Below are 13251 nucleotides of genomic sequence, written 5' to 3'. Positions count from 1 at the left end.
GAACTAAAAAGAGTTCGAGCTTGATAAAGTTTCTATCAAGCTCGAACTCTTTTTTAAGATTTTTCTCCAATCGTTACAAACTGAAAAGCTACTTCTCCTTCCAAACCTTTAATTAGTTTTTTTACTTTGACATTTTCATTAACCATTGTATTATCTGTCGACATTTTAGGTCTTTCATCACCTATAGATTTTTTAAATTGAAGAAGGTGCATTTTCGTTTCATTTGCTTTTATTTCCTTATATACGCTATTTTTTGCTACAATCACATACGATTGCGTTGGATATTTACGAGTGTTACCTATCCAAGTGTCACTATCGTATGTAACAGGAATCTCGTTTCCTTCTATTTTAATACTTTTCATAGTCTTTTCGTCTTCATTTGTAAACAATAGCGATCCTTCTTTTGGGAATTTTGGTAACGTATCTAAAATATAATTGGAGCCATTATCTCGTTTACGAAAAACTTTTTCTTTAATCAGTGCTAGTGCTGTAGATTCATTTAAAATTAATACATGTCCATTTCCAACTTCACCTTTTTTCACAGAAAACACTTCATTTTCTTTCGTAATTTCCTGATAACGATTAATAATTGGTGAAATATTATTTTCATCTCCAATAATTAATACACCGTTTGCAGGAAATGAGTTATCCTTTTTAGAGCATGCACTAAAGCTTATTAAAAGTATTATAGTTAACATAAAAATAGTTAAAGTTCTTTTCATCACGGTTCCTTTCATAATTCATATCATTTTTTACATGCTTTTCTGTAATTTTATTAGTTGATATCCTTTATTGCTCCATAGTCTTATAAAGCTTTTGTAGGTAACGCCAACGAGTGATAAAGAAATATAAAACTTGTATACATATAAATGAAATTAAAATAACAATCGAGCTATTTAAAATAGAAAAACTAACTAATTGTTGCAGTGCCGTATACGCTACTACAGTATGAATCACCGCAACAACAATCGGTAAGAAGAACATTAATAATAACTGTCTCGTTACAACTTTTTTTAACTCTTGTTTACTTAATCCCATTTTCGAAATCATTTTATATTGTTGTTGATCACGGTCCAAATCAGTGTATAATCGGAAATAAATAAAACTAGCAGCAAATGTAAAGAAAACGATTCCGACTAAAACACTTGCCATAAGTAATAAACCATTCTTTTGCTTTGCCTCCAACAAGTTTAATGTTAAAGCTTCAAAGTAGAAATCACTGTCCCTAAGATCTTTATCAAATATACTCTTTAATTGATTTGAAATCTCTTTCGTTTTTATCCAATCGTCTACAACAAATCCGTAAGTACGATGTTGAATATTTTCATCTTTTGGATTACTCGTCAGAGGAATTTCATCATACACATTATCTTGAACAGCAATATAAATACTACTAGAATCATGCGGTAAAACTAAATCCCCAACAGTTTTTTTCACACGAAATGTCTTTGTCCAATCTCCTTGAATGACTTCAATATTTTTTTTATAGTCACCATTTTTAAATTCTTGTTTTTGTGACACCCTCCCAGGGATTAGTAAAATTTCATCTTCTTTTTCAATCGTTTCGTGTTGGTACCCGAGTGCTCTCGTAAGTTCGTTATATTCACTTAATTTCAATACATTTACGTTACTTTCTGTAAATTTACTTGAAGATGAAGCCATTCGATACGGAATATTTGCATCCAAGAGATGTTTTTTTATAATAGAGAGATGTTTATCTACCAATTTGTTGTTTTCAGAGCTTTCATACAGAAATGTATATGGGTTTGTCATCCACACTAAATTTCTATTACCAATAGCAGCTGTTGTACCAATAGCTGTAAATGCAACTGCTGAAATAATAGATACAATAAAAAACATCATTGCATTATCTTTCATACGGTAAATTAATTCAGAAAACGTTAATATATTTGTTCTTTTTAAAAAGAAAGATTCTCTCCTTTTAGCAAGATGTAATATATAAACGCTACACTGTGTATATAAAAAGTAAGTTCCTATAATTACTAGTAGGACACCCATTCCGAGCGTAGTAAAACTGGAACTTGAAATAAAGCGAAATACTGAGAAATATCCATATCCTATACTAATTAAAGAAAGCAGTGATAATAAAATTGAAGATTTCGGTTCAGGTTTTGGTTTTTCCTCTGCTCGAATAAGTTCCACAAGTTCCGTTATTTTTACCATTTTAAATGTAAATAGTGAAACAATTAAAAATAAGAAAAGAAAAGTGATAACTGTTAATAATACAGCCTTCACTGGTGTATAAAAAGGCAAACCATTATTAATCATTAATACACTTGCGCTTATCAATAAGACTAGTTTAGAAAATATGAGTCCAATGAAAATCCCTATACAAATTGAACCAAGTCCAATCAACATATTTTCAATTAATAATAATTTCTTAAACTGTCTCATTGACATACCTTGCATCATTAATATGCCAAATTCTTTCTTACGAGTTTTTAAAAATGAACTAACTGAATATAGAATAAAGAAAAATGAAAATACAAAAATCAAAACTTGCGAAATTGTAAATCCCATCGTACCATATGCACTTATTGTTGCACTTGTTGATTTTAACTCCCCTTGTAAATTAGGATGAAATAATAAAAGGGCATATGTAAAGAAAATCATAATAGAAAATGTACTACTTAAAAAATGGGCAGCATATGTACGCTTATTACGAAAAATATTATTAAATGCGAACTGACGAAAAGTCATGCCTTTTCCCTCCTAACAAAGAAAGAACATCCATAATCTTTTGATAAAAGGCTTGTCTGCTTTCACCACAATAAATTTCGTTATATAGTTGACCATCTTTAATAAATATTACTCTACTGCAAAAACTCGCAGCATACGGATCATGTGTAACTAACATCATCGTTGCTTTTTCTTCTTTATTAAGAGTATCAAGCATCTCCATTACATCATTTGAAGATTTAGAGTCTAAATTCCCTGTTGGTTCGTCAGCAAGTAATAATTGTGGCTTATGAACAATCGCACGTGCGATTGCCGTTCTTTGAGCTTGCCCTCCTGATATTTCAAACGTTCTTTTACTCAATATATCTGTAATATTTAATTTCTCTGCAATTTCTTCCACTCGTTTGTTCATTTCTTGTACAGACACACCATCTAAAGTCATCGGTAATACGATGTTTTCTTTTACAGTAAGTGTACTAAGAAGATTAAATGATTGAAAAACAAATCCTAATTGTTTTCTGCGGAATAACGCTAATTCTTCTGATGACAATTGAAAAGGATTTGTGCCATTAATTAAAATTTCTCCCGATGATGGAGAATCAATTGTAGATACCATATTCAATAACGTTGTTTTCCCACTACCCGATGGCCCCATAATCCCTACAAATTCGCCTTCTTGAATTGATAAATCAATATCAACTAATGCTTTATAAGGTACTTTTCCTTTATATACTTTACTAATACTTTTTGCATGTAAAATTTCCATGTATATTCTCCCTTCATTTGCACTTCTCATAGTAGAGTGTAAATGAATTGTCTTTTATCTCATATTGATTCATCTTTCATTTATCTTACACGCTTGTAAGATTTCTAAAAAAACTGATAATAATTTTTTTACAAATTAATATTAACGCATTATCTTATAATAATTGTATAGTGATAGAAAATACAATTGTATATCAAATCTTTATTATAAAAACGCGAAAAGACCGATTGCTTTATCGGTCTTTTCCTTCCCAAAGTTATATTTTTAACTAATACCTTTAGTTGAAATGTTTTTGAGATACCCTTTTTTATTGTCTTCCACTTTATAATAACCTCTACAAAAAATTGAGTTCTTCGGTTTAATGGCAATTAAAAATGAATTGTAAATATCTGAAGCGGAAATTATTGCGTTTATCCAACATATAAATAAAATGATTGACTTAATATTTCCTGATATATAGAACGATATAATGGCAGGAACGACCGATAATACAATAATAGGCAAACTCATAAAGACCCAAAATCTCGTTTTGGATAGGACTGCATTTGTGTTTAGCCAAAAAAATATTCCACTACACGTTAAACTAATATCATCCTTTTTATTTATAATAATAATGTGTAGACATTCATGAATGATGAAGACAAAAATACCTATGATGATGAGGTAGAATATATTAATATGGGTAAAACTTGCTCCAAAATAATACGGTACTAGAAAAATAATGATTTGAAGTACATATACAAATTTCATATAATGTTTTCGATGCCAATTATTTTGTATAAAAGGAGTCCATTCTGACAAATCCATACTTATCTGTGGTAAGTGACGAAACCAAATTATAATAAACATTCCCCTCCCTCATTTAAATAATTTCATATTTAAAAACATGTAATTCACTAACACTCAACCGTTACTTTAAATTCAAACCTTTGCTCGCCTGCACTTTTGCCATACATTCTTCTACTAAAGCCTAAAGTCATTCATTTGTAGGATGATTTGAGTAAGAATTTATTGTTTTCATAGGTACATATATTCGACAAAATTTTCCAAATACCTTTTTAGATATGATGCTTATATAATAGTCCTCGCACATACAACTTGATGCATCTTTTTTTTGGTAAAAAGCAACTTTATCCAGAAGCTACTCTTTAATATGCTTAACTGGTACATTTGAATGTAAAAAAGCTTAGAGTTTTAACTCTAAGCTTTTTTATAATTTCGTTTCAATTCCTTTTACAGAGCACTATTTTTTATCCATTCGGATTTACTCAATACATAATGATTATAAATTTGATTTTCTATCGTCTGTTGACCCAAATAAGTAAATCTACATTTTTCAATAACTTTATTTGAAGCTACATTGTTAATTAAAGCAATTGCGTTAAGGACATCTACAGTTGTTTTTTCAAACAAATAGTCCACCAGTCCTTTAGTCGCTTTCGTTGCATAACCATTATTATGATATTGACTTGAAATAGCATACATAATTTCTCTGTTCGGTGCAGGGAGTTCATCTTTCATACCTGTGCAGCACCATCCAATAAATTCATTTGTGATTTTCTTAAATATTCCTAGTTTTAATATGTGATCATCTATGTTAGTCGTAATTCTCATTGCATGAAGAAACGCTTTATTTTCTGGTATTTCATAATTTACAACCCAATTAACCCTTTGTTCTTTCGTCGATTTCCAGTCCGGTAAAAACTTTTCTATTTCCGGTTGATTGGATATGTTATAAATACTCTCTGCATCTTTAATCGTAAACTCTTGCAGGTATATATCTCCACAATCTATTTTAAATAACTTAGTGAATCTCTCTTCTCCCATGTTAATCCCCCTTACTTACATTAAAGCTCCTTAATCTGCTTCGTGAGTTCCATAAACCGTTCATCCAGTGCTTTATATTCTTTGTCTTTAGAAGTTAAAAAGCTTAATTTACCTAATACTTCTTGTCTCTCTGTTTCTAGTGTTAAACGTAGCTCTTCAATTTCATCTCTTGTTTTCGTAGGTTCTTCGAGTTGCTTTTGTATCGTATTGTTTACAAACACGAGTTTTGTATTAGTTGTTTTCTCCAGAAAATATCGATCGTGAGAAACGATAACGAGTGTTCCGTTATACTCAGCTAATGTATTTTCAAGCTGTTCACGTGAAGGAAGATCAAGATGATTCGTAGGTTCATCTAAAATAAGTACATCTTTTTCATCTAAAATATAAGCCATTAGCTTACATTTTACTCGTTCACCCATACTCATATGTCGAATCGGCTCTTTCCATTGGGAAGATTCAAATCCTAAATGTTTCATTAAATTTTGGACTTTTCCTCTTTCTTCGAATGTCTCTTTATAAAATAAATCTTCTGGTGTTTTATCAAGTGGTAAATCAAATACTTCTTGTGTTAAATAACCGATGTTTGCTGATGGTGAAATCCATACTTCTCCTTCAGCGGTTTCGTTTCCCATAATCATCTTCAGTAAAGTTGTTTTCCCGCTACCATTCGGCCCAATAATCGCAACCTTCTCACCATGCTGAATTGTAAAATTAACGTTTTCAAATAATGTTCGATTATTAAATTCTTTCCGCAATTGTTTTACTTCTAAGAAACGTTTTCCTACTTTTTTACTCGCTTGAATAGAGAATTCAACTGAATACTCCTCTTTCACACGTTCTACCTTCGTTTTCTCTAGCTCTTTTTCGAGACGTTTTCGTTTTGACTTCACTTGTGCATCCATGCGCTTCGCTTTTACACGATAAAATTCTTTAACTCCTTCTTGTTTTGTAGACTGCGCATGTGCCTTTTGTGACCATGAACTTAATTCTTTTATATGAGTTTCTACTTGTTCTATCTTTTTTTGTTGTTTTTCATATTCACGCTGCTGTGTCATTCTTTTGTGCTCACGTGCTTTCATATAACTTGTATAATTACCGCTATGGTCAATTAATTTCTTATCCTCAATTGACCATATTCTAGTCGCGACAACATCTAAAAAATATCGATCATGTGATACGACGATAACTGTACCTTTCATATTTTTAATTTGCTTAATTAGAAATTCTGTACTCATCTCATCTAAATGATTTGTCGGTTCGTCTAATATTAAAACATTAGGATTTTCAGAAAATCCTTTTGCTAATCGTACTTTCAGCTTTTCACCACCACTTAAAGTATGAAAGTCGTTCGTTGGCACGCCCCATTTCGCAAGCAGTTCTGCTTCTTTTGCAATTATATGCTTACTAACGAAAGATTCTTTTTCTTGTTCAACATATGCTGTTGTCATATTCATTTGCATCCATTCAACAGTACCTTTTGAAGGTTCAATCTTCCCATTTATTAATTGAAGTAACGTTGATTTACCAGCACCATTTTTACCGATTAATCCGATTACATCCCCTTGTTTTACTGTCACATTCATTTTCTCTAGCAAAGTATTTTCCTTTATTTCAACATAAACATCATTTAATTTTAAAATTTCTTTCATAATACCGATCCCTTTCGTTAAGGGAGAACAAAAAAATTCCTCCCAAATAAATTTGGCAGGATTAGTCATTACATTATTTATACCCAAATAAGCTATTACGCAAATCAAATAGCAAAACCGTTGTTTGGAATTGGGCAGACTAATCCTATTTTTTATAAATTGAAATTTATTTCATTTCAACATTTAAAAATAAGATTAGTTAATCATCGTCCACCCATCATTCCTTTCCGTCATTAGTAACCATATTGTACCATGATAGTACTGTATGAGTAAATGCAATTATTTGTGTTGCTAAAAAGATCACTTTCCTTTAGGCTTATTTATCATTCCCTAACCTCATATTGAACAAGCACAAATTACATTAATTGTAATACGTCCTTTAGATTTCCCGAGTAGTAAACTTCTAAGCACTCTCTCTTATATAAAGTGAAACTTTAATCAGTGGGGGTTTTCTTCATCCCCCACTGACTATTAGTTGAACCAATCGGACTTTTATGGGCAGTTGATCTCCCACCTAATTTCTTTGCTTTCGCTGACTTTTGAGCTGGGGGGCTTACTGCCCATTAAAGCGGGATAAATTTTATATAAAAACAAAATGTTATTCGTTACCCAATAACCACTTATTGTTTTTCGATAAATTTTTATTGATTATTCCCTTGCAATAAGCTATTATATCTTTACAGAAAATAATAATGTAAGGATTGAATTTATGGACAGGACATTAAAAATTACAAAGTTAAATATGTTTTTAAGGATTTTTCTCATCCCGATTATAGTAGGGATAATTGTTGGCATACTAACTAAATTGGGGCAAGGTATACTTCCAGGACATTGGCATTCATTAGCTAATCTAGGAAGCGTGTGGTTAGTTCCATCCTTTTTTGTGGCTAGCTTTAGCTATTCTAAGCGTACAGCTATACTTTCTGGTATCCTTGCACTACTCGGTATGGTACTAGGCTACTACGGTTATGCAATAATATTTAAAAATGTATCTCATTCGATTTATTTTATTTCTGTATGGATAACATGTGCATTCATTGGAGGAACTATTTTTGGAATTGCAGGTTTTCTATGGAAAGATACTACAAATCCACTTCATAAATTAGGAAGTGCACTTATTGGTGGAGTTTTTGTAACGGATGGACTTCACATTCTTTTAAATTTTGAAGACTATAGTCACATGTTACCTGTTGGATATACCGAAGTCATAGTCGGGATTATCTTGATTCTTGTATTAGAGCGCTCTAATGCTAATCGAATTTCTTCTTTTTTAATGGTCATTCCTATCATTATTTTAGGTTTAATTGGATATAAAGTATTAAGTTTGTTTACTTAATTACAATACTGAATCATGAAAAAAATAAAAGATTAATTCTTTAATAATCCACAAAACATACCGCGAATTCGAACATTATACTGATCAATGTTAATACGCTCAATCATAGGATGGATACATAAAGCTACCACTTTCAAAGGGGGTGGCTTTTTTCTTACAAAAACTATTTATTTATCAGCCTATTATTAAACCCTTCTAATTTAACAGCTGTATTTATTAGTGTGTTATTATATATACCAATATGACTTTTTACCATTGCAAATAATGACTATAAAATAAGGCTAAAAAACTTATATTTCAAGTTCTTTAGCCTTAGTCATTTTTACACATTTAAAAATTTAATTCGTACAACGGTACCTTTACCAACTTCTGAATGGATTTCTACACTGTGACCTAATTGTTTCGTAATTTCATTTACAAGATATAGCCCCATTCCAGTTGATTCTTTAAAATCTCTACCGTTTTCTCCTGTAAAGAAAGGTTTAAACACTCTTGGTAAATCTTGCTTCGGTATCCCTACGCCATTATCGGCAATTTCAAGTATAACTGTATTACCTTCCTTACAAGCTTTCACTTTAATCTTCTCTCTATTACCTGATGAATATTTAATTGCATTTGATAGTAGTTGTCCAATTAAAAATTGTAACCATTTTGCATCACTTTCTACTGTAATATCCTTATCAATTTTAAGCTCTGGATATACAAAATTCCGGATAAAGAAGCGTTTATGTTCATGTACAGAATCATTCACTATTTTATGTAGTTGCACTCTTTCCACATAAAAATCTTGTGTGAATGCTTCTAAACGTGCGACATATAAAGCCATCTCTAACCCTTTTTTCAGTCTATCTGTTTCCTCATTTATACTTTCAAAACGCGAATCCACTTCATCCTGTGTAATTAATTCTATTACAGATAAAGGTGTTTTCATTTGATGAATCCACTGATTCATAAAGGTTAAATGATCATTATTTTTTCTCTCTTGCATCTGAAGCTGATTTTGATAATGGCGATATTGCATCTCAAGTAGTTCTTGAAGAGCAGTCGACACAGCTGCAAAATCAGATTTTTGAACAGATTCATCTAAAGATTGCATCGGGTTTGCTAATCGTTCATAGAAAGTACGATGAGTAAAGTAACGAAATACTAAATAGCCTACCATAAAAAAGGCACCTAAAAACATTGCATACAATGCCGTCGCGATATGCTTATGTCCATCAAACCAATATACGAGAAATATGGATAGTAGTTGGATTGCTGTAAAACAAATAAGAGGTATATGATCACGAATAAACAATCTTATCATTTTTCCATACCAGTATCCCAAGTAATATGTAGTCTATAACCAACACTACGAATCGTTTCAATCGCATCCTCAATCTGTAACGTTTTTAACTTTTTTCGCACACGTGTTGTATTTACACTTAATGTATTATCATCAACATAGGATTCGCTATCCCATAATTTATTTAATAACACCTCTCTACTCACAATGCGCGGATAATTTTTCATTAACGTTTCTAATAAAATAGCTTCGTTTCTCGTTATATCAATCTCTTGATTCTTAAGCCTTAATACAAGCCTTTCTGGATATAAACAAAGACCTTGTCGCTCAACCATTCGCTCTTCTAGTTTCGGTGCATAATCTCCGTAAGCACGTCTTAAATGACTACGAATTTTAGCCATTACAACTTCGTAATGGAAGGGCTTTGAGATGAAATCATCACCACCGTTTTCTAGCGCCATAACTTGATCCATCGTGCCTTCACGGGCTGAAATGAATAATATCGGACATGTAGAAACCCCACGAATTTGACGACACCAATAGTACCCATCAAAACTTGGTAAATTAATATCTAATAAAACTAACTCTGGTTGTTCTTCTAAAAAAATGTTTAATACATTTTGAAAATCCGATACAATAATTCCTTCATACCCGTATTTCGCGACATGTGTTGATAATAGTTCTGCAATTTTCATATCGTCTTCTACAATCATAATTTTAACCATGTGTTTACTCCTTTTTCGATCCACAATCTTATATTTAATTATATAAAATAAATACTACCTGTTTTTATATCATCCGTAAATCAAAAAAGGATACTTTTATACAACAGCATCCTTCTTCTATCATTCTTATTTAATATGAAATTCACTCAAATTAAAACCTAGCTTCTCCACATAATTCATACCTAGTTCCATTCGAGCAGTCTTCAGCGGATCCACAACTTGGCATACTTTTAAATTGCCTGCAGCTGATAATAAAAGCGTTGCATCTGCTTTAGACATTTCTAATTCCTTATGTAAAAATGTCACCATATTACGTACAGCGCGATTCGCTGCATCATCTAACAATTTCTCTGAAGCAATCGTCATTATTTTTTCTTTTTGGATCGCCATTGGTAGTGGCCATTTCTTTCCTTTTATAGTCTGTACTGTTACAGTTACCTCACCCGCAACCTCTACCCCGCTAACACCAATTTCACCATCACCCATCGCTGCGTGTAAATCTCCTAATGCTAATAGAGCACCGGGAACATTTACAGGTAATAGTAAAGTTGTCCCTTCTTTTATCTCTTTACAATCCATATTCCCGCCGTGATCATGCGGTGTGCCACATGAAATGTTCTCTTCTTTCGGCGCAGTACCAATTACACCAATCATTGGATTAATCGGAATTTGTAGTTCATTTGAAAACAAAACATGTTCATTATGTATTGGGACAATTTTCACTGTATTTTCATGTAGCTCTTCACCTATTACACCGAGATTCGCACCTGTAGTTAAAACACCTTGCTCTTCAATTTGAATCTTTTCAATCGTTACAACTAATATATCACCAGGTTCTGCACCTTTAATATATACAGGTCCAGTCGCTGGATTAATTCGATTCCAATCTAACTCTTGAAACGCAACATCTTCAGAATTAATTTGATTTTCAAAGCAATCAAATGTTTCAAATACAAGACGACTCCCAATTTCTACTTCCATACACGGCTTATTTTCCGGCGACATTGCGTAAATAATATGATCTTTATGAATTCGATACATTTTATCTCTCCCCTTTTATATTGGTCTACAATTATTAATTAGCTTTTTTCATAAAAGCTCCTTTTAAAAATTAATGAATTTACATATAGAAAAGCACCTAGCTTATTTTCATACATACACTCTTTACTATAACAGGTAAAGAAAGGTGGTATCACTATGCCCCTTATTCCATATAACGAAAGCGATGTTGATTTACTAGCTCGTTTAATGCGTGCTGAAGCTGAAGGCGAAGGTCGACAAGGTGAACAACTTGTTGGCTGCGTAGTAGTAAATCGTGTATTTTGTGATTGCTTAGATTTTAAACAACTTCGTTCTGTACGTGACGCTGTGTATCAAAGCCCTGGTGGATTCGAAGCAGTGCAATACGGATATTTTTATCAACGGGCTCGTGAATCAGAAAAAGAAATCGCACGAAAAGTTTTACAAGGTGAGTGGCGCTGGCCAGCAAGATGGGCTCTTTGGTATTTCCGTCCAGTTGGAGCTTGTCCACCCCAATGGTATAATCAGCCGTTTGTAGGACAGTTTAAAAGTCATTGTTTTTATGAACCTAGTGGTGACGAATGTCCGAAATTGTATTCACGGTAGTAAAATTTGGAACGCAAGTACTTAGAATTTTGGGTACTTGCGTTACTTTTAACTAAGTTCTAGTAGTCTAATAATGTGATGGATTTTTCGATATACTTTTCTAAATTAAAATCATAGAATTATCTAAAAAAATTCTTTATAGCTTCTAATTGAATTTTGTGGCTACACTTATCACAACAATATACCCCTTTTGGTTTCTCTTTAAATCGCTTATATTTTTCACTACCTTCATAAACACGAAATATATTTTTACAAGAAAAGCAAACAATTTTATAAAACATCATATGCCTTTTCCTCCTCGTATTTATAACCTATCATCAAACAACTTGAGAAGGCTTCTTTCCCATATCCATATATTATTAATAAAAGTTTTTTCTAAATTTTTATGGAATTATATAAATATCATTAAAAGTGAGGTTTACACCTTTTTCAATAATTTTTAACTGAAGGATCATGTTGCAATGAAAGTATTGGAGTTGAAACACTATGAATCGTATCGATTACATAAGACAAGAAGAAAAGAAATATCACGACCTTTGTTATGAACAATATAAACTATTTGAAACTGGTTCTTGGCTGTACAAACCGGTTAAAACCGTTATGGACTTGATGGATCACTTTGAAGGACAAAACAACTTGCAAGTACTTGATCTCGGCTCTGGCGTTGGAAGAAATAGCATCCCAATTGCACAAAAAATGCAAAATACTAGCGGCACTGTTACATGTGTCGATTTACTTGATTCTGCTTTAACAAAATTACAAACTTATAGTAAAGAATATGGTGTAATTAATAATATTAAAACAGAACAAGCAGCAATTGAAAACTACTACATCCTACCTAATACTTATGATTATATCGTTGCAGTATCAAGTTTAGAGCATGTTAAATCAGAAGAAGATTTAACAAATGTGCTCCATTCTATGAAAAAAGGTACAAAGACTGGTGGAATCAATTGTTTAATTATTAACTCGAACATACAAGAAATTGACTTACATACAAATGAAGAATTAGATGCTTTAATTGAAATTAACCTTTCTACTGATGATATGATACATCTATTAAAAAGTATTTATAAGGAATGGAAAGAAATTAAAGTTGAAATAAAAGAATTAATCTATAATATTGTTCGCGATAAAAGGCATATTCAATTAAAAACAAATGCTATTACGTTTGTTTTTAAGAAATAAAACTATAAAAGGTAAGGTTTTCCCTCATATATTCAGAGAAACACCCTTACCTTTCAATTATAAATTCTTCAAAAAATTGCTTCGTTATTAGTTTTATCTTCATCTAAAACATTATTTTTATTAGAAATACTATTCCACTATCAATTGAA

The 13251-nt window shown here is 31.7% G+C and carries 13 protein-coding genes; 3 read left to right on the top strand and 10 right to left on the bottom strand.

The features are described from left to right. Nucleotides 1-53 precede the first annotated feature (53 nt). The 6 genes from ATN06_RS12955 to abc-f all read right to left on the bottom strand — a co-directional run bounded on the left by ATN06_RS12955 (nt 54) and on the right by abc-f (nt 6942). On the bottom strand, nt 54-722 hold the full coding sequence (locus tag ATN06_RS12955; RefSeq protein WP_060630967.1) for a lipoprotein BA_5634 family protein: 669 nt from the start codon (nt 720-722) through the stop codon (nt 54-56). 67 nt (nt 723-789) lie between these two features. Beyond that, the gene (locus tag ATN06_RS12950; protein WP_060630966.1) at nt 790-2721 is read right to left on the bottom strand and encodes an ABC transporter permease; all 1932 of its coding nucleotides are present in this window, start codon (nt 2719-2721) and stop codon (nt 790-792) included. Continuing rightward, nucleotides 2696-3466 (bottom strand): ABC transporter ATP-binding protein, encoded by a 771-nt coding sequence (locus tag ATN06_RS12945; protein WP_042515073.1) that lies wholly within the window; start codon nt 3464-3466, stop codon nt 2696-2698. Before ATN06_RS12945 ends, ATN06_RS12950 begins: the two co-directional genes overlap by 26 nt. Before the next feature lie 264 nt (nt 3467-3730). Then, nucleotides 3731-4315, bottom strand: a complete 585-nt coding sequence (locus ATN06_RS12940; RefSeq protein ID WP_060630965.1) for a DUF3267 domain-containing protein — start codon at nt 4313-4315, stop codon at nt 3731-3733. A 384-nt stretch (nt 4316-4699) separates the two neighbouring features. Further along, the gene (locus ATN06_RS12935; RefSeq protein ID WP_060630964.1) at nt 4700-5293 is read right to left on the bottom strand and encodes a GNAT family N-acetyltransferase; all 594 of its coding nucleotides are present in this window, start codon (nt 5291-5293) and stop codon (nt 4700-4702) included. 20 nt (nt 5294-5313) lie between these two features. Then, entirely contained in the window at nt 5314-6942 is a 1629-nt protein-coding gene (gene abc-f / locus ATN06_RS12930) for a ribosomal protection-like ABC-F family protein (protein ID WP_060630963.1), read from the bottom strand. Between the two features lie 709 nt (nt 6943-7651). On the opposite strand from abc-f, the gene ATN06_RS12925 reads away from it, so the two are divergent. Next, entirely contained in the window at nt 7652-8278 is a 627-nt protein-coding gene (locus tag ATN06_RS12925; protein WP_060630962.1) for a DUF6518 family protein, read from the top strand. Between the two features lie 322 nt (nt 8279-8600). On the opposite strand, the gene ATN06_RS12920 is transcribed toward ATN06_RS12925, so the two are convergent. The 3 genes from ATN06_RS12920 to ATN06_RS12910 form a co-directional block, all read right to left on the bottom strand. Continuing rightward, on the bottom strand, nt 8601-9584 hold the full coding sequence (locus ATN06_RS12920) for a sensor histidine kinase (protein WP_060630961.1): 984 nt from the start codon (nt 9582-9584) through the stop codon (nt 8601-8603). Continuing rightward, complete coding sequence (locus ATN06_RS12915) at nt 9581-10288, bottom strand: response regulator transcription factor (protein ID WP_060630960.1); 708 nt, start codon at nt 10286-10288, stop codon at nt 9581-9583. Before ATN06_RS12915 ends, ATN06_RS12920 begins: the two co-directional genes overlap by 4 nt. A gap of 126 nt (nt 10289-10414) precedes the next feature. Further along, nucleotides 10415-11329 (bottom strand): acetamidase/formamidase family protein, encoded by a 915-nt coding sequence (locus tag ATN06_RS12910; protein ID WP_060630959.1) that lies wholly within the window; start codon nt 11327-11329, stop codon nt 10415-10417. Between the two features lie 156 nt (nt 11330-11485). Between ATN06_RS12910 and ATN06_RS12905 the strand changes: the two genes are divergently transcribed. Further along, complete coding sequence (locus ATN06_RS12905) at nt 11486-11914, top strand: cell wall hydrolase (protein ID WP_029438447.1); 429 nt, start codon at nt 11486-11488, stop codon at nt 11912-11914. Nucleotides 11915-12033: 119 nt separating this feature from the next. Here ATN06_RS12905 and ATN06_RS12900 read toward each other — a convergent pair whose 3' ends face one another. Next, complete coding sequence (locus ATN06_RS12900; RefSeq protein WP_060630958.1) at nt 12034-12198, bottom strand: DUF2197 domain-containing protein; 165 nt, start codon at nt 12196-12198, stop codon at nt 12034-12036. 202 nt (nt 12199-12400) lie between these two features. Here ATN06_RS12900 and ATN06_RS12895 point away from each other — a divergent pair, with 202 nt between their 5' ends. Next, nucleotides 12401-13102: a class I SAM-dependent methyltransferase gene (locus ATN06_RS12895; protein ID WP_060630957.1), complete on the top strand. Its 702-nt coding sequence runs from the start codon at nt 12401-12403 to the stop codon at nt 13100-13102. Nucleotides 13103-13251 lie beyond the last annotated feature (149 nt).

The organism is Bacillus thuringiensis (assembly GCF_001455345.1).
Taxonomy (GTDB): Bacteria; Bacillota; Bacilli; order Bacillales; family Bacillaceae_G; genus Bacillus_A; species Bacillus_A thuringiensis_N.
This window is presented reverse-complemented; position numbering and strand designations above follow the sequence as displayed.